The organism is Halorhodospira sp. M38 (assembly GCF_022227985.1).
Lineage (GTDB): Bacteria > Pseudomonadota > Gammaproteobacteria > Nitrococcales > Halorhodospiraceae > Halorhodospira > Halorhodospira halophila_A.
In genome coordinates, this window is record NZ_JAJNQP010000009.1 from 46044 (window position 1) to 61681 (window position 15638).

18 protein-coding genes and 1 tRNA gene are annotated in these 15638 nt (G+C 69.9%); 10 read left to right on the forward strand and 9 right to left on the reverse strand.

Features of this window, described 5'->3' with window-relative positions:
* Positions 1–24: 24 nt before the first annotated feature.
* Positions 25–363 carry a P-II family nitrogen regulator gene (locus tag LRA98_RS07325; RefSeq protein WP_201170298.1) on the reverse strand — a complete coding sequence of 113 codons (339 nt, stop codon included), beginning with the start codon at positions 361–363 and terminating at the stop codon, positions 25–27.
* A 224-nt stretch (positions 364–587) separates the two neighbouring features.
* Between LRA98_RS07325 and ubiK the strand changes: the two genes are divergently transcribed.
* Both ubiK and LRA98_RS07335 read left to right on the forward strand, forming a co-directional pair.
* A complete protein-coding gene (gene ubiK, locus LRA98_RS07330; protein ID WP_201170300.1) occupies positions 588–869 on the forward strand; it encodes a ubiquinone biosynthesis accessory factor UbiK in 282 nt (93 codons plus the stop codon).
* A gap of 60 nt (positions 870–929) precedes the next feature.
* Positions 930–2441 carry a YifB family Mg chelatase-like AAA ATPase gene (locus LRA98_RS07335; RefSeq protein WP_238633392.1) on the forward strand — a complete coding sequence of 504 codons (1512 nt, stop codon included), beginning with the start codon at positions 930–932 and terminating at the stop codon, positions 2439–2441.
* A gap of 47 nt (positions 2442–2488) precedes the next feature.
* Here the strand turns inward: LRA98_RS07335 and LRA98_RS07340 are convergent, their stop codons facing one another.
* On the reverse strand, positions 2489–3190 hold the full coding sequence (locus LRA98_RS07340) for a TorF family putative porin (RefSeq protein WP_201173571.1): 702 nt from the start codon (positions 3188–3190) through the stop codon (positions 2489–2491).
* Positions 3191–3469: 279 nt separating this feature from the next.
* Here LRA98_RS07340 and LRA98_RS07345 point away from each other — a divergent pair, with 279 nt between their 5' ends.
* The gene (locus LRA98_RS07345; RefSeq protein WP_201173568.1) at positions 3470–3856 is read left to right on the forward strand and encodes a SirB2 family protein; all 387 of its coding nucleotides are present in this window, start codon (positions 3470–3472) and stop codon (positions 3854–3856) included.
* A 55-nt stretch (positions 3857–3911) separates the two neighbouring features.
* Positions 3912–4370 (forward strand): RrF2 family transcriptional regulator, encoded by a 459-nt coding sequence (locus LRA98_RS07350; protein WP_201173565.1) that lies wholly within the window; start codon positions 3912–3914, stop codon positions 4368–4370.
* Between the two features lie 40 nt (positions 4371–4410).
* Here the strand turns inward: LRA98_RS07350 and LRA98_RS07355 are convergent.
* Positions 4411–4484, reverse strand: a tRNA-Gly gene (locus LRA98_RS07355).
* A gap of 100 nt (positions 4485–4584) precedes the next feature.
* Between LRA98_RS07355 and thiS the strand changes: the two genes are divergently transcribed.
* From thiS to trmB, 3 genes are read left to right on the forward strand one after another with little or no spacing between them, the layout of a single operon-like run.
* A complete protein-coding gene (gene thiS / locus LRA98_RS07360; protein ID WP_238633424.1) occupies positions 4585–4788 on the forward strand; it encodes a sulfur carrier protein ThiS in 204 nt (67 codons plus the stop codon).
* A gap of 36 nt (positions 4789–4824) precedes the next feature.
* Positions 4825–5613: a thiazole synthase gene (locus tag LRA98_RS07365; RefSeq protein ID WP_238633393.1), complete on the forward strand. Its 789-nt coding sequence runs from the start codon at positions 4825–4827 to the stop codon at positions 5611–5613.
* Complete coding sequence (gene trmB / locus LRA98_RS07370; RefSeq protein WP_238633394.1) at positions 5610–6305, forward strand: tRNA (guanosine(46)-N7)-methyltransferase TrmB; 696 nt, start codon at positions 5610–5612, stop codon at positions 6303–6305. Before LRA98_RS07365 ends, trmB begins: the two co-directional genes overlap by 4 nt.
* 18 nt (positions 6306–6323) lie before the next feature.
* On the opposite strand, the gene LRA98_RS07375 is transcribed toward trmB, so the two are convergent.
* Complete coding sequence (locus LRA98_RS07375; protein WP_238633395.1) at positions 6324–8384, reverse strand: M3 family metallopeptidase; 2061 nt, start codon at positions 8382–8384, stop codon at positions 6324–6326.
* A 114-nt stretch (positions 8385–8498) separates the two neighbouring features.
* On the opposite strand from LRA98_RS07375, the gene gorA reads away from it, so the two are divergent.
* Together gorA and LRA98_RS07385 are read left to right on the forward strand one after the other, a co-directional pair.
* Positions 8499–9863 carry a glutathione-disulfide reductase gene (gene gorA, locus LRA98_RS07380; protein ID WP_238633396.1) on the forward strand — a complete coding sequence of 455 codons (1365 nt, stop codon included), beginning with the start codon at positions 8499–8501 and terminating at the stop codon, positions 9861–9863.
* A gap of 16 nt (positions 9864–9879) precedes the next feature.
* A complete protein-coding gene (locus LRA98_RS07385; protein ID WP_201242679.1) occupies positions 9880–10410 on the forward strand; it encodes a gamma carbonic anhydrase family protein in 531 nt (176 codons plus the stop codon).
* A gap of 60 nt (positions 10411–10470) precedes the next feature.
* On the opposite strand, the gene LRA98_RS07390 is transcribed toward LRA98_RS07385, so the two are convergent.
* The 3 genes from LRA98_RS07390 to LRA98_RS07400 form a co-directional block, all read right to left on the reverse strand.
* On the reverse strand, positions 10471–11832 hold the full coding sequence (locus LRA98_RS07390; RefSeq protein WP_201243102.1) for a sodium-dependent transporter: 1362 nt from the start codon (positions 11830–11832) through the stop codon (positions 10471–10473).
* A gap of 72 nt (positions 11833–11904) precedes the next feature.
* Entirely contained in the window at positions 11905–12738 is an 834-nt protein-coding gene (locus tag LRA98_RS07395; protein WP_201173534.1) for an endonuclease/exonuclease/phosphatase family protein, read from the reverse strand.
* A 128-nt stretch (positions 12739–12866) separates the two neighbouring features.
* A complete protein-coding gene (locus LRA98_RS07400) occupies positions 12867–13511 on the reverse strand; it encodes a c-type cytochrome (RefSeq protein WP_201243101.1) in 645 nt (214 codons plus the stop codon).
* A 180-nt stretch (positions 13512–13691) separates the two neighbouring features.
* Here LRA98_RS07400 and yihA point away from each other — a divergent pair, with 180 nt between their 5' ends.
* Positions 13692–14312: a ribosome biogenesis GTP-binding protein YihA/YsxC gene (gene yihA / locus LRA98_RS07405; protein ID WP_238633397.1), complete on the forward strand. Its 621-nt coding sequence runs from the start codon at positions 13692–13694 to the stop codon at positions 14310–14312.
* 242 nt (positions 14313–14554) lie between these two features.
* Here yihA and LRA98_RS07410 read toward each other — a convergent pair whose 3' ends face one another.
* Together LRA98_RS07410 and LRA98_RS07415 are read right to left on the reverse strand one after the other, a co-directional pair.
* Positions 14555–14800, reverse strand: a complete 246-nt coding sequence (locus tag LRA98_RS07410; protein WP_201173519.1) for a hypothetical protein — start codon at positions 14798–14800, stop codon at positions 14555–14557.
* 265 nt (positions 14801–15065) lie between these two features.
* Entirely contained in the window at positions 15066–15638 is a 573-nt protein-coding gene (locus LRA98_RS07415) for a porin family protein (RefSeq protein ID WP_238633398.1), read from the reverse strand.

Genomic DNA, 15638 nt, shown 5'->3' on the forward strand with positions numbered 1-15638 from the left:
CTGCGTTGAGTGGGGGCGGGCCGGTTACAGCGCGTCCGTGCCGGTATCGCCGGTGCGGATGCGGATGGCCTGCTCGACGTCGAAGACGAAGATCTTGCCGTCGCCGATCTTGCCGCTGTTCGCGGCCTGGCGGATGGCGTCACAGGCGCGGTCCACTAGACTGTCGTCGATGGCGATTTCCAGCTTCATCTTGGGCAGGAAGTCGACCACGTACTCGGCACCGCGGTAGAGCTCGGTGTGTCCCTTCTGACGCCCGAAGCCCTTCACCTCGGTGACCGTGATACCTTGGACCCCGATGGCGGAGAGCGCTTCGCGGACGTCATCGAGCTTGAAAGGCTTGATGATTGCCGTTACCAATTTCATGAGCGTCGTCCTCGTTGTACGCGTTGTACGGAGCCGCAGCGGCGAGTGGATGCGGCTGCGGTCATCAGGGGTGTTGCAGGAGGCGTGCCAGGGCCCCGGGGCGACGGCGAAACCGCGCCACACCGGGGGGAACAGGCCGGCGGCCCGGTGACCCCTGCACCAGTCGGGGGCGAGAACGGCGCCGCTGCACGGTTTCGGTGCGTGACCACAGGGTTGGAAAGGCGATGATCGATCAGAAAACCATCGACGAACTGGCGCAGAAGCTCACGGCAAGCCTGCCGGCCGGCGTGCGCGAGTTCCACGACGAGGTGGAGAAGAACGTCCGCGCCTCGCTGCAGGCCGGCTTCTCGCGGCTGGATCTGGTGACCCGCGAGGAGTTCGACGCCCAGGCCAAGGTTCTGGCACGGACCCGGGCCCAGCTCGAGGAACTCAACCGCCGCGTTGCCGAGCTGGAGAAGGCCCAGGGCGGCGGCCCGGGCGGTCCTGCCGGCGGCAGCGACGGCTAACCGGCGGGGCGGTATGCCCCGCTGACCATCGCGTGTGCCCCACGAACCAGGGAGGGTTCCATGGCACTGGCTGTAACCCGGGCGCGGGCGGCGCTCGGCGTGTCGGCCCCCGAGGTCCGGGTGGAGGTCCACTTGGCGCCGGGGCTGCCTGCGTTCTCACTTGTCGGCCTGCCGCGGGCCGAGGTGCGCGAGGCCCGGGACCGGGTCCGCAGCGCCATCATCAACAGCGGCCTGACGTTTCCGGTCGGCCGCGTCACCGTCAATCTCGCCCCCGCGGACCTGCCCAAGGGCGGGGGCCGGTTCGATCTGGCCATCGCTATCGGCGTCCTGGCCGCCTCGGGGCAGGTCCACGGCGACCTCGATTCGCTGGAGTTCATCGGCGAGCTGGCCCTCGGCGGCGAGCTCCGTGAGGTGGGTGCGACCCTGCCGGCGGCCCGCGCCGCCCGCGACGCCGGCCGGCGGCTGATCATCCCCGCCGGCGACGGCGCCGAGGCCGCCCTGGTCCATCCGCAGGGGGCAATAGCCGCGCAGCGGCTGCTGGCGGTCCTCGACCACCTGGACGGCCGTGATCCACTGCCCCCGGTAGGGCCGGCAGCGGCGGCCGAGCAGCGGCCCCGGGGTCCGGATCTGGCCGAGGTCCGCGGTCAGGCCGGACCGCGCCGGGCGCTGGAGGTGGCCGCCGCCGGCGGCCACAACCTGCTGCTCAGCGGGCCGCCGGGCACCGGCAAGAGCATGCTCGCCGAGCGGTTGCCGGGTTTGCTGCCGCCGCTGCCGGAGGCCGAGGCACTGGAAGCGGCGGCGGTGCGCTCGGTCAGCGGCGCGGGGGTGGATCCGGCCACCTGGCGGGTGCCGGCCTTTCGCGCTCCGCACCACACCGTCTCCGCCGCCGCCCTGATCGGTGGCGGGCAGCCGCCGCGTCCCGGCGAGGTCTCCCTGGCTCACCGCGGTGTGCTCTTCCTCGACGAATTCCCGGAGCTGCCGCGCAACGCCCTGGAGGCGCTGCGCGAGCCCCTACAGGCCCGCCAGGTGAGCATCGCCCGCAGCAACGCCCGGGTGACCTACCCGGCGGCGTTCCAGCTGGTCGCGGCGATGAACCCCTGCCCCTGCGGCTACCACGGCGATCCCCGCGGGGTGTGTCGCTGTACGCCGGAACAGGTGGCGCGTTATCGCGACCGGATGACCGGCCCCCTGCTGGATCGCTTCGACATCGCCGTGGAGGTGCCGCGGCTCAGTGCCCGGGAACTGACCGCCGCGCCGGCGGCCGAGCCGAGCGGTGTGGTGGCCGAACGGGTGGCTCGGGCCCGTGAGCGGCGGCGGCAGCGCTCCGGGGTGATCGCCGCCGAACTGGCCGGAGAGGCCCTAGAATCGGCCTGCGCACTGGCGCCAGAAGCCGAGGCGACGCTGGAGCGGGCCACCGAGGTTATCGGCCTGTCGCCGCGCGGGCACCACCGCCTGCTGCGGGTGGCGCGGACGCTGGCCGATCTCGACGAGGTCGACCCCATCGAGGGGCGCCACGTGGCCGAGGCGGTCGGGCTGCGGCGGGGGCTGGAGGAGCGTGGCGGGGCGGGGTAACCCGACCGGAGGCGCCGGCCGGCGCCCCCGGGTGCAGGGGGGTGCGGCTAGAAGGAGCGGGACACGGTGAAGGCCACCTGGGTCTCGTCGTCGTCTTCATCCGCCGCGTCGGAGCTGTTGTAGGTGCCCACTAGGCTGAGATCGAGCGTGCCGTACTCGTAACCGACGCCCAGGGCGGCATCGGCGCCGTCCAGGTTGGTGTCGGAGTCGATCACCAGGTAGCCGAGGTGGGCCATGGCGTAGAAGCCGGCGGCCAGCGGCGTCATCCAGTTGGTCTCCAGATAGACGGAGCTCTCGTCTTCGTCAAAATAATCGTCGGAGACGTGGACGTAGAAGTCCGCCTCCACCTCGCCGAAGGCAGTGCCGGCGCCGGCGTAGGCTTCTACCGTGTTGGAGTCGGAGTCGTCCGGATAGGTGTAGAAGGTCAGCCCCACATCACCCCAGATATCCGGGGTCAGGTCGAAGCCGAAGCCGCCGTAGAAATCCAGCTCCAGTGGGCCCCTGGCGTCCTGTGGCTGCAGGCTCGACGCCCAGGTGCCGACGTACGCCCCGGAGGCGTGGTCTAGGTCGAAGCCACCCTGGACGGCCGGCTCCTCGTCGCTCTCGGAGAAGCCGCGGAAGAGGTAGTTGGAGGTGATCGCCACGTTGGAGGAGAGGCTCCAGCCGGCGCCGATCTCCTCGGCCTGGGCGTTGGCGGAGAGGCCGAGGAGCAGGCCGCCGGCGGCGACTAGCGGGAAAGGCTTTTTCATGGTCGGGCACCTTATGCTGTATCCGTGGGTCAGGGGCGGCCACCGCCACGGGCGGCGCGCAGGGTGCTCATGCAGGGGGTGTGCCAGGTCCGGCCGTGCTAGGTGGAACAAGGGGTTAAGCGGGAGGTTGGGTGCCGCGCCCGCGCGCGGCGGCGTGCCTGCACCAGGAGCGCACGGCGCGCGCACCGAAGGGGTGCGCGCGTTGTGCGTGGTTGCAGCCGGGCCCGACCGGCAGGAAGAATAGCCTCTTTTCGAAACGGACGACGCGAGGGGGTAGGAATGCACCAGGTGTTGCTGTCGACGCACGCGCTGGCCGCCGTGGTCAGTCTCGGTCTGTTTATCGCCCGGGGGATCCTGATGTTCCGTGGCTCTGCAGCGCTCGAGAACAAGGTCCTGCGGGTGGCGCCGCAGGTCGCCGACACCGTGCTGCTGCTGACGGCAGTGGTGCTGATGGTGATGATCGCCCAGTACCCCTTCGTCGACGGCTGGCTCACCGTCAAGCTGCTCGGACTGATCGCCTACATCGTCCTCGGGGTGATCGCCCTGCGCCGAGGCCGCACCCGGCAGATCCGCATGGCCGCGTTCATCGGCGGCATCGCCGTCTTCGGCTACCTCTACCTCTACAGCATCACCCGCGAGCCGCTGCTGATCGTCGGCCTAGGCTGATCCGGATGGCCCCGGGCGCTGCTATAGTGTCCGGGGCAGCGAACGGAGCCGGATCATGCGTCTAACCCGACACAGCGACTACGCCCTGCGGGTCCTGCTCGCCCTTGGGGCGGCACAGGGCGAGCTGGTCACCATTGGCGCGATCGCGGAGCGCTTTGACATCTCGCGCAACCACCTGATGAAGGTGGTCAACCGGCTGGCTGCCCACGGCTTCGTGGAGACCGTCCGCGGCAAGCGTGGGGGGATCCGGTTGGCCCGCCCGCCGGAGGCGATCGCCCTGGGTGAGCTGCTGCGGCGCACCGAGGAGGACTTCACCCTGGTGGAGTGCTTCCGGGACGAGGATCAGCGCTGCCGGATCGAGGGCAACTGCGCCGTGCGCGCCGTACTCGACGAGGCGCTGCACGCCTTCCTGGCGGTGCTGGATCGCTACACCCTGGCCGATCTGCTGCACAACCGCGGCGCCCTGGCCGTGGACCTCGATCTGATCGACCGCCGTGCGGCGGAGACCGGCTGAACGCAGCCCGGGGCTGTCGGGTCAAAGACAGGGAAGGGATTGGAGCGGGTGATGGGAATCGAACCCACATCGCCAGCGTGGGAAGCTGGAGCTCTACCATTGAGCTACACCCGCTGCAGACAGGTAAAATCATAGCGCTGCACGGCGCCGAGGACAACCGGTGCCGCAGTGCCGCAACCGCGTTAGACTATCCGCGATGAGTACAGCAACCAGCATACAGATCCAGGTCAACGGCGAGGGCATGACCCTCCCCGCCGGCGCCAGCTGCGCCGATGTTCTGCAGCGGCTCGGCATCAGCGAGCAGCAGCGTCTGGCGGTGGAGGTTAACGAGACCATCGTCCCCCGCAGCCAGCTCGGTGATCACCAGCTGGCTGATGGCGACCGCATGGAGGTCATCCAGGCCATCGGCGGCGGCTGACCCGGTTCCCCTCAAAGCACGGAGTTCAAGACAAAGATGGCGGATCGCGATCCCCTGGTCATCGCCGGGCGCGAGTATCACTCGCGCCTGCTGGTCGGTACCGGCAAGTACCGCGACATGGAGCAGGCCCGTGCGGCCATCGAGGCAAGTGGCGCCGAGATCGTCACCATCGCCCTGCGCCGCAGCAACATCGGCCAGAACCCGGACGAGCCCAACCTGCTCGAGGCCGTGCCGCCGGATCGCTACACCATCCTGCCCAACACCGCCGGCTGCTATACGGTGAAGGACGCGGTGCGCACCTGCCGCCTGGCCCGCGAGCTGCTCGACGGTCACAACCTGGTCAAGCTGGAGGTGATCGGCGACGAGCGCACCCTCTACCCGGACGTCCCCGGAACCCTCGAGGCCGCGGAGCAGCTGGTGGCCGAAGGCTTCGAGGTGATGGCCTACACCAGCGACGATCCGATCGCCGCCAAGCGGCTCGAGGAGATCGGCTGCGTCGCCGTGATGCCGCTGGCCGCCCCGATCGGCTCCGGGCTCGGCATCCAGAACCGCTACAACATCCTGGAGATCGTCGACCGCCTGCAGGTCCCCGTGCTGGTCGATGCCGGGGTCGGCACCGCCTCCGACGTGGCCGTGGCCATGGAGCTCGGCTGCGACGCGGTGCTGCTCAACACCGCCATCGCCGGGGCGCGGGACCCGGTGCTCATGGCCTCGGCCATGCGCAAGGGCGTGGAGGCCGGGCGCGAGGCGTACCGCGCCGGCCGCATCCCGAAGCGGCGCTACGCCAGCGCGTCGTCCCCCGAGGAAGGGACCTTCTTCGAGTGAGCCAGCTGCGACGGACCCGCACCTTCGTCCGCCGCGAGGGCCGCCTGACCCAGGGGCAGCAGCGCGCGCTGGAGGCGCTCTGGCCGCATTACGGCCTCGACGTCCCGGAGCAGGGTGCCGTGGACCTCGATGCGCTCTTCGGCCGCACGGCGCCACGCGTCCTGGATATCGGCTTCGGCGACGGCGAGGCCCTGGTGGAGATGGCTGCCGCCGATCCCGGGCGCGACTATCTGGGCGTCGAGGTCCACCGCCCGGGGGTGGGCCACTGCCTGCTTTGCGCCGAGCAAGCGCAAGTGGAGAACCTGCGCGTGGCCACCGTGGACGCCGTGGAGCTGGTCCGCCACCACCTCCCGCCGCGGAGTCTGGCGGCGGTGCACATCTTCTTCCCCGACCCTTGGCCGAAGAAGCGCCACCACAAGCGGCGGATCGTCCAGCCGGCCTTCCTCGATCTGCTGGCCGAGCGGCTGGTACCCGGCGGTACCCTGCATCTGGCCACTGACTGGGCCGACTACGCCGAGTGGATGCTCGATACCGTCGAGCCCGACGAGCGCTTCGTGAACACCTGCGGCCCGCGGGCCTTCATCCCGCCCCCGCCGCCTCGCCCGCAGACCAAGTTCGAGCGGCGCGGTCTGCGCAAGGGGCACCAGGTCCACGACCTGATCTATCGCCTCCGGCCCGCCGACGCCGGATAGGCGGGGGCGGGCGGCGGATTACCCGCGGGAGGGGGCCGGGTCGTCGCTGAGTCCGCTCTGGCGTAGCAGCGGTTCGATGCTCGGCGGCCGGCCGCGGAAGCCCTGGAACAGCTCCCGGGCCGGGGCCGCACCGCCCATCTCCAGGATGTTCTCGGCCAGCGACTGGCCCACGCTGCGCTCGAGCAGCCCCTCCTCGCGGAAGCGCTCGAAGGCGTCCGCGGAGAGCACCTCCGCCCACTTGTAGCTGTAGTAGCCGGCGGCGTACCCGCCGGCGAAGATGTGCGCGAAGCTGTGCGGGAAGCGCTGCCAGGCCGGCGGGTGGACCACCGCCACGCGCCGGCGGACATCCTCTAGGGTGCTCAGGATGCCGGCCGCCTCCGGGGCGTCCCGGCGCTGGTGGAGTTCCAGATCGAACAGTGAGAACTCCAGTTGGCGGAGCATCTGCAGCCCGGCCTGGAAGTCGCGGGAGGCCCGCAGCCGTTCGAACAGTGGCTGCGGGAGTGGCTCGCCGGTCTGGTGGTGAGCGGCCAGCAGATCCAGCCCCTCGCGTTCCCAGCACCAGTTCTCGAGCAGCTGGCTGGGCAGCTCGACCGCATCCCACTCGACCCCGTGGATCCCCGCCACCGGGCGCCAGTCTTGGCGAGTGAGCAGGTGGTGCAGGGTGTGGCCGAACTCGTGGAACAGGGTGACCACCTCGTCGTGGGTCAGCAGCGCTGGCTCACCCTCGGCGGTGGGCATGAAGTTGCAGGTCAGGAAGGCCACCGGGGGCTGAACGCCGTCGCCGCGGCGGCGCCGGCTGCAGCACTCGCCCATCCAGGCGCCGCTGCGCTTGCCCGTGCGTGCGTAGAGGTCGGCGTAGAGCCCGCCGCGCGCGGCCCCGTCGGCATCGAGCAGCTCGTAATAGCGGACATCCGGGTGCCAGCTCTCGACGTCGTTGCGGAGCCGGAAGCGGACCCCGAACAACCGCTCGGCGATCGTGAACAGCCCCTCGACCACGTGCTCGGCCGGGAAGTACGGGCGCAGCGTCTCGTCGGAGAGCTGGAAGCGCTCCTCGCGGAGCCGCTCGCTGTAGTAGGGGACGTCCCAGACCTCCAGGTGATCGATCCCGTCGCGCTCGTAGGCGAAGCGCTGCAGCTCGTCGAACTCGTCCTGGGCGCGTGGGCGGGCGCGCTCGGCCAGATCGGTGAGGAAGCGGTGCACCTCCTCGGGGGAGTCGGCCATGCGCCGTGCCAGGGCCTGGTGGGCGTAGCTGGGGTAGCCAAGCAGATCGGCCTGCTCGGCGCGCAGGCGCAGGATCTCCTCCATCACCGGGGTGTTGTCGTAGTGCCCGGCGTGGGGGCCGGCGTCGGAGGCCCGTGTGGCGTGGGCGGTGTAGACCTCGCGGCGCAGTTCGCGGTCCTCGGCGTGCTGTAGCACGGCCAGCACGCTGGGCATCTGCAGGGTCAGGCGGTAGCCACTGACGCCGGCCTCGGTCGCCGCCTGGCGGGCCATGGAGCGGGCCGAGCCGGGTAATCCGGCCAGTGCCGCCTCGTCCACGTCCAGGTGCCAGGCCTGGGTGGCGTCGAGCACGTTCTCCTGAAAGCGGGCACCGAGCTCGGCCAGGCGCTGTGCGTTGGCCCGGAACCGGCTGCGTGCCGGCTCTTCGAGCCCCACACCGGCGAGTTCCAGATCGCGCAGGGTGTCGGCGATCACCTTGCGCTGCGCTGGATCCAGGCCCAGCGCAGCGGCGCGTTCCGAGAGATCGTGGATCGCCCGGTAGAGCCGCGGATCCTGGCCCTGCTCGGCGTAGTGCGCGCTGAGTGCCGGGAGGGCGGCGTTGTAGGCCTGGCGCAGCTCCGGCGAATCGGCCACGGCGTGCAGGTGGGCGACCGGTGCCCAGACCCGGGCCAGCCGGTCGTCGGCCTCCTCCAGGGGCAGCATCAGGCCCTCCCAAGTGTAGGGCGGGCCGGCTGCTAGGGCCGTCTCGAGGGCGTCGCGGCTGCCCTCGATGAGGGTCTCCACAGCGGGTTCGACATGCTCGGCGCGGATGCGTGGAAACGGCGGCAGCAAGTGATCGTCAAGCAGCGGGTTTTGCGACATATCACCACCTCAGCAGCGGACGCGTTACACTCTAGCACGCGTGCGGCGAACGATCCCTGCACCGGATCCGGGGGAGCGGGGGGTTCGCCCGATGCCGGTTTTCGAGGAGGGTCCATGACGGACGAGTACGATCTGATCGTCATCGGTGGCGGCAGCGGTGGCATGGCCACGGCGCGTCGCGCTGCGGCTCACGGGGCCCGCGTGGCCATGGTCGAGCGCGACCGGCTCGGTGGCACCTGCGTCAATGTCGGCTGCGTGCCCAAGAAGGTCATGTGGTACGCCAGCGAGACGGCCGCCGCGCTCGAGCGCGCCGCCGACTTCGGCTTCAGCCTGGGGCAGGCGGCCCCCGGCTTCGACTGGGCGGCCCTGTGCCGGGCCCGCGACGCCTATGTCGAGCGGCTCAACGGGATCTACGCCACCAACGTCGAGCGTGCCGGGATCGAGCTCTACCGGGGAACCGGGCAGCTGCGTGACGCCCACACCGTCGAGGTGGACGGCCGGGCCCTGCACGGGCGCTACATCCTCCTCGCCCCCGGCGGGCGGCCGAGCCGGCCGGAGATCCCCGGGGCCGAGCACGGCATCGACTCCGACGGTTTCTTTCAACTCCGTGAGCAGCCCCGTCGGGCCGTGGTCGTCGGGGCCGGCTACATCGCCGTGGAGCTGGCCGGCGTGCTGCACCACCTGGGCACCGAGACCACGCTGACCGTGCGCCGCGATGGCCCGCTGCGCGGCTTCGACCCGCTGCTGCGCGAGGCCCTGACCGAGAGCCTGGAGGTGGACGGCTTCGACCTGCGCACCCACTTCGTCCCCGCCGCCTGCGAGCGCCAGGCGGACGGCAGGTACACCCTGGTGGCCGAGGACGGCCGGCGCATCGAGGGCGTCGATACCGTCATCTGGGCCATCGGCCGCGAGGCCGCCACCGACGGGCTCGGTCTTGAGCGCGCCGGCATCACCCCACGGGCCGACGGCACCATCCCGGTAGACGACTATCAGCACACCGAGGTGGAATCGGTGCTCGCCGTGGGTGACGTCACCGGCAACGACTTCCCGCTCACCCCGGTGGCCATCGCCGCCGGACGGCGGCTTGCCGATCGGCTCTTTGGTGGCATGGCGGATCGCCGCCTGGAGTACCGCGACATCCCCTCGGTGGTCTTCACCCACCCGCCGCTGGGGACCGTGGGCATGACCGAGCCGGAGGCCGAGGCCGCCTACGGCGCCGACCAGGTCACCTGCCACCAGACCCGCTTCTTCCCCATGAACTACGCCCTGGCCCCGCAGGCGGTGAAGCGGCGTACGGCCATGAAGCTGGTGACCGTCGGTGCCGAGCAGCGGGTGGTCGGCGTGCACCTCTTCGGCGAGGGGGCCGACGAAATGCTCCAGGGCTTCGCCGTGGCGGTGCGCATGGGGGCCACCAAGGCCGATTTCGACAACACGGTGGCCATCCACCCCACCAGCGCCGAAGAGCTGGTGACCCTGTAATCAAACGGGAGCCGACATGATCCGCGAATTCGGAGGCATCCGCCCGCAGCTCGGTCCCGGGGCCTGGGTCGATGCCACGGCCCTGGTCATCGGCGACGTGACCCTCGAGGAGGAGGTCTCGGTCTGGCCCACGGCCGTCCTGCGCGGGGACGTCCACCGCATCGAGGTCGGTGCGCGCACCAACATCCAGGACGGCGCGGTGGTCCATGTGGCCCACGACGGTCCCTACTGCCCCGGCGGCTTCCCGGCGCTGATCGGGGCCGAGGTGACGGTGGGCCACAAGGCGGTGATCCACGCCTGCCGCGTGGGCGATCATTGCCTGGTGGGGATCGGCTCGGTGATCCTCGATGGGGCCGTGGTCGGCGCCGAGAGCATCATCGGGGCCGGCGCCCTGGTGCCGCCGGGCAAGGAGCTGCCCGGGGGCTACCTCTACCTGGGCAACCCGGCCAAGCCGGTGCGCGAGCTGACCGACGCCGAGCGCGAGCACCTGCGCTACTCCGCCAACCACTACGTGGGCCTGAAAGAGCGACACCGCGGCAGCGCCTAGGCGCCGCGCGGTGTCCGTTCATCCCGTGGCCCGGCGGAGCCGGGCTCCGGCGCCCACGGGCTAGCCGAGCAGCCCGAGGCTGTTGGCGAAGACCACCAGGATCGCTGCCGGCACGATGTAGCGCACCAGCACCAGCCAGGTCCGGTACAGCCACCCGGGCAGCGCCAGCTCCTCGCCGGTGACGCTGCGCGGCAGCACCCAGCCGGCGAACACCGCCATCAGCAGACCGCCGAGCGGCAGCATGATGCTGGTGGAGAGGTACTCGGCCAGCTCCTGGAAGTTCAGCCCGGCGATGGTGAACCCGGCCCAGACGTTGAATGCCAGCAGCGAGCCGATGCCCACCAGCCAGGCCGCGGCAGCCACCGCTGCGGCCGCCTTGGGCCGCCTCCAGCCGCGCGTCTCCACCAAGTAGGCCGTGGCCGGCTCCATGATGGAGATCGCCGAGGTGAGCGCGGCGAAGGAGAGCAGCAGGAAGAACAGCGTGCCGAACAGCGCGCCCAGCGGCATCTGCCCGAAGCCGTAGGAGAGGGTCACGAAGACCAGGCCCGGCCCACTGTCCGGATCGAGCCCGGCGGCCAGCACGATGGGGAAGATGGCCAGACCGGCGAGCAGCGCGATGACCGTGTCGGCGCCGGCGATCAGCCCGCTGTTGCCGGGGATCGAGGAGCGCTTGGACAGGTACGAGCCGTAGGCCATGATCGCGCCAAGCCCCAGGCTGAGGGTGAAGAAGGCCTGGCCCATCGCCACCAGCACCGCATCGCCGCCGATGGCGCTGAAGTCCGGCGAGAACATGAAGTCCATCGCCTCGACGAACGCCCCGGCGCCCATGCCGTAACCGACCATCACCAGCAGCAGCAGGAAGAGGATCGGCATGAGCAGGCGCACCGCGCGCTCCAGGCCGTTCTGCACCCCGCGCAGGACGATGTAGGCGGTGGCCCCCATGAACAGGGTGTGCCAGAAGAGCATCTGCCACGGGCTGGCCAGCAGGTTGCCGAACACCTCCTCCACCTGGCTGGTCTCGGCGCCGGTGAAGGTGCCGGTGGCGGTGTAGGGGACGTAGGCGAGCGACCAGCCCGCCACCACCGAGTAGAAGGAGAGCACCAGGAAGCCGGCGCAGACCCCCAGCCAGCCAAGGATCTGCCACCAGCGTCCGCCGCCGTACTCGGCGGGCAGGGCGCGCATGGTGTTGATGGGGCTCTGGCGGCCGCGGCGGCCGATGAGGATCTCGGCCATCATCACCGGGATGCCGATGGCGAGGATGCAGGCCAGGTAGATCAGGATAAAGGCGCCGCCGCCGTACTCACCGACGACGTAGGGGAAGCGCCAGATGTTGCCCAGGCCCACGGCGGAGCCGGTTGCCGCCAGAATGAAGGCCCACCGCGATCCCCACTCTCCATGGATCGACTGCCGCAAATCCGTCATGGCCATGCTCCCCGTCGGAACTTGACGCGGGAGCGTAATACAGTTCCGCGGGCGGCAACAAACCCCTGCGCGTTATGCCGCAGGCAGCCGGACTGCCTCGGGCAGGCCCAGCTCCATGGCGATGGGCAGGTGGTCCGAGAGGGGATATTCCAGCACGCGGGCCCGCTGCACCCGGAGCGTGGAGCTGATCAGGATGTGATCGATGTTGTGGCGCGGGCGCCAGCTGGGGAAGGTGTGCAGCCCGTGGATGGGCTCGGAGAGGTCGGTGCGCCGCCCCAGGCGGTCGAGCTCCGGGCTGTCCGTCCGGCAGTTCAGGTCGCCCATGACGATCACGTGCCGGTGGGCGTTGACCAGCTCGGCCAGGAAGTCCATCTGCCGGATCCGGGTCCGCCGGCCCAGGGCCATGTGCACCTGGATGACATTCAGCGCCTCGCTGCCCGCGCCGAAACGGATCTGCAGTGCCCCGCGCCCGGGGATCAGCCCGGGCAGGCGGTGCTCACGGATCTCCGCCGGGCGGTAGCGGGCCAGCAGGCCGTTGCTCTGCTGTGCCAGGCGACCCATGTTGCGGTTGGTCTGGATGTACCAGTAGGGGAAATCCGCCTTGTAGGCCAGGTGCTCCACCTGGTTCATGAAGCCCGTGCGGAAGCTGCCGGCGTCCACCTCCTGCAGCCCGACCAGGTCGTAGGGCTCGATCCAGCCGCCGATGCGCTCGAGGTTCATCTGCCGCTGCCGGTCGGGCAGCACGTGCTTCCAGCCCCGCGTGAAGTAGTGGTGGTAGCGCGAGGTGGCGATGGCGTTCTGGATATTGTAGCTGACCACCCGGATGGTGGCCGGCGCCTCGGGCGAGAGCGTCGGGTGGAGGGTGGCGTAGACGCCCTCGCGCAGACGGTAGGAGATGTTGGTCATGGGTGCCGAAGCCTCGGGCGACGGAGTGGCGTCGTTCCTGCCGGGTATAAAAAAACCCGCCTACCCCCGCGGATGCGGGGGAGAGGCGGGCTTATCCGTGACCTGGTCGGGACAGCGAGGCGTTGCGATCACTCGTCGTCGTCGTCGAGGAGCGTCATGCTCGCCATGTAGGCGGAGACGGCCTCGATGTCCTCCTCGGTCATGCGACCGGCCGTGTCGCGCATCATGCGGTTGCGGTCGCTGGCGCGGTCCTCATTCTTGAACGCGGTCAGCGCATCGTTGAGGTAAACCTCCTGCTGACCGGCCACCGCGGCGAACTGGCCACCCTTGATGCCCTCGCCGTTGGGCCCGTGGCAGGAGGCGCAGGAGGGCACGTTCCGCTCGCCGATGCCGCTGTGATAGATCTCACGGCCCTGCTCGGCCAGCTCCTCGTCCACGTCCTGTGCCGGCGGCGGGTCCTGCTTCTCGAGCCAGGCCGCCACGTTGCGGATGTCCTCATCCGAGAGCTCGGTGGCGTTGGGTGTCATCAGGAACTCCGGATCCCAGCGGTTCTCGTCCCGGAAAAGCTCCAGATGGTAGACGATGTAGTCCTTGTGCTGCCCGGCATGGCTGGGCCACTCGGGGACATCGCTGACACCGGTGACACCGTGGCAGGCCAGACAGACCTCGTTGTTCAGCTGCTCGCCCGCATCCAGGTCGACCTCGGCCTGGGCGGTGGTCGCGCCGAGCGCGAGGGCGGCGACCGTAAAGCCGGTCAGGGTGCGCTTGTGCATGACTTGTGTTCGCTCCGCTAATGGAGTGGGCTTTCCTTGTGCGTACCTTGGACGCAGAACGCTGCCACTTATAGCAGCAGCGTCCGCAAGCGTCAATTTGTCCGGCCACGCGCAGACCGGCGACGATTCGCGCTGCCTATGAAACCATGAAAGGACCGAATCGTGACACAAGAGGCAGGCATGACAGCAGACCGTATCTACCGGCGGGCGCAATTCCGGCTCAGCGCGCCCACCCCGGCGGACCTCGGGCCGGACGAGGGGATCGAGGTGGCCTTCGCCGGGCGCTCCAACGTGGGCAAGTCCAGCGTCCTCAACGCGCTGACCGGCCAGCGCAAGCTGGCGCGGACCAGCGGCACCCCGGGGCGGACGCAGACGATCAACTGCTTCGACCTCGACGAGACCCGCCGACTCATCGACCTGCCCGGCTACGGCTACGCCAAGGTCCCCCAGGCGGTGAAGCGGCGCTGGGAGCAGGCCCTGCCCGAGTACCTGCGCAACCGCCAGGCGCTCTGCGGCGTGGTGGTGATCATGGATGTCCGCCACGCGCCCACCGAGCTGGATCTGCAGATGCTGCGTTGGTGCGACGACGCCGGGCTGGTGCTGCACGGGGTGCTGACCAAGGCGGACAAGCTCAAGCGCGGCGCCGCACGCAACCGCTTGCAGGCGGTGCAGCGGGCCACCGCCGAGGCCGGCGTCACGCTGCCGAGCGTGCAGCTGTTCTCGGCGCTCAAGGGCGAGGGGATCGATGAGCTGACGGAGGTCCTCGATGCGTGGTTCGCGGTGGGGAACTCTTCGGCGTGACGGATGGTCGCACCTAGTGAGCGTCGCTGATGTGCGGTCCACAACCTCCTCTCTAGCGTGGCGCACACAACCCGGCAGCCCCCAAGGCCGGGTTGATCGTTGACCCTGGATCCGTTCCCCCTGGATCCGGGGTTTTTTTTTGCCCGGCGGCAGCATCTGCCGGGGCCCCAATGAAAAGGAGGCCCCATCCGTCCTGGATGAGGCCTCCCCATAGAGAGCCCGATAGGGGTTACACGGAGCCTTTACCAGTCAAGCTCCTCATCGCCGGCATCGGCGTCGTCGGCATCCTCGTCCCAGGGATCGATCTCGTCGTCCTGCTCCTCGAACTCGAGGCCGTCGTCGTCGAAGCCGTCATCCTCGAAGCCGTCGTCAGCCGGCTCCTCCCACTGGTCGTCTGCCTCGCCCTCGGTGTCGAACGCCATGGCGGCGGTGGAACCCATACCGACCATCAGGGCCAGGAGACCGGCGATCCAGTGCTTGTGTTGCATACGTGACCTCCGCTTTGGATTGCTTCGTTGCTCGATGTGATGAGTCGCTTGTCGTGATCGACTTCGACCACTCGTCCCTCCTGTAGCAGGGTGCGTGCCAACATGGGTGAAAACGTTCGAAAACAGAGGGTTACGGTGTCGTCGCCGGATCAGCAGGCGGGGAGCAGGCGCCGCCGTGTCGCCGAACGGCGACACCTGCGGGGGCAGGTCTAATGTAACCTTTTGATTTCCAATGCGCGCAGGGTGTCGCTGGAGGGCGACGGTCCTAGAAACGCAGCACGATGCCGCCGCGCAGCTGCCGCGTCTCATAACCCAGCGACAGGCCATCGGGCTCCGGGTCGGTGACCAGGCCGTCAATCTGAACCCCGATCCGGCCGGGGCCGCGGTAGCCGGCGACGAGCCCGGCGGTGAACCCCAGATCGCGGTCCGAGGCGCCCGCCGTCGGCTGGATGCTGGTGCGCGTCAGTGCCACGTGCCAGCCGAGGAACCAGGGCGACTCACCGAACAGCCGCCGCGCTTGGTAGTAGACATCGGTCTGGTTGGCCTGCACCGACACCCCGCCGGCGCCCTCCGGATGCGAGGCCGTCTGCGTGTAGGCCAGGCCGACCTCGAAGTCCCAGTACCGCCCGCGGTCGTTGATCACGTGGGCGCCATTGGCTAGGGCCAGGGTGTGCGCGGTGCCGCTCTCTGTGCCGTCGGCCACCTCGAGTGTGCCGGTGGCCACCGCCACCCGCCAGCCGTCGTCCAGCACGCCGCCGTAGGATCGCTCATCCCCGGCGCCGGCCGGGCCGCAGGCCACGAGCAAGCAGACCCAGACGGCTGGCCGCCACCCCCTCAT

Coding starts and splice junctions, on each gene's coding strand:
- LRA98_RS07325 (WP_201170298.1), bottom strand. CDS start 363: ATGAAATTGGTAACGGCAATCATCAAGCCTTTCAAGCTCGATGACGTC.
- ubiK (WP_201170300.1), top strand. CDS start 588: ATGATCGATCAGAAAACCATCGACGAACTGGCGCAGAAGCTCACGGCA.
- LRA98_RS07335 (WP_238633392.1), top strand. CDS start 930: ATGGCACTGGCTGTAACCCGGGCGCGGGCGGCGCTCGGCGTGTCGGCC.
- LRA98_RS07340 (WP_201173571.1), bottom strand. CDS start 3,190: ATGAAAAAGCCTTTCCCGCTAGTCGCCGCCGGCGGCCTGCTCCTCGGC.
- LRA98_RS07345 (WP_201173568.1), top strand. CDS start 3,470: ATGCACCAGGTGTTGCTGTCGACGCACGCGCTGGCCGCCGTGGTCAGT.
- LRA98_RS07350 (WP_201173565.1), top strand. CDS start 3,912: ATGCGTCTAACCCGACACAGCGACTACGCCCTGCGGGTCCTGCTCGCC.
- LRA98_RS07365 (WP_238633393.1), top strand. CDS start 4,825: ATGGCGGATCGCGATCCCCTGGTCATCGCCGGGCGCGAGTATCACTCG.
- LRA98_RS07375 (WP_238633395.1), bottom strand. CDS start 8,384: ATGTCGCAAAACCCGCTGCTTGACGATCACTTGCTGCCGCCGTTTCCA.
- gorA (WP_238633396.1), top strand. CDS start 8,499: ATGACGGACGAGTACGATCTGATCGTCATCGGTGGCGGCAGCGGTGGC.
- LRA98_RS07385 (WP_201242679.1), top strand. CDS start 9,880: ATGATCCGCGAATTCGGAGGCATCCGCCCGCAGCTCGGTCCCGGGGCC.
- LRA98_RS07390 (WP_201243102.1), bottom strand. CDS start 11,832: ATGACGGATTTGCGGCAGTCGATCCATGGAGAGTGGGGATCGCGGTGG.
- LRA98_RS07395 (WP_201173534.1), bottom strand. CDS start 12,738: ATGACCAACATCTCCTACCGTCTGCGCGAGGGCGTCTACGCCACCCTC.
- LRA98_RS07400 (WP_201243101.1), bottom strand. CDS start 13,511: ATGCACAAGCGCACCCTGACCGGCTTTACGGTCGCCGCCCTCGCGCTC.
- yihA (WP_238633397.1), top strand. CDS start 13,692: ATGACAGCAGACCGTATCTACCGGCGGGCGCAATTCCGGCTCAGCGCG.
- LRA98_RS07410 (WP_201173519.1), bottom strand. CDS start 14,800: ATGCAACACAAGCACTGGATCGCCGGTCTCCTGGCCCTGATGGTCGGT.
- LRA98_RS07415 (WP_238633398.1), bottom strand. CDS start 15,638: ATGAGGGGGTGGCGGCCAGCCGTCTGGGTCTGCTTGCTCGTGGCCTGC.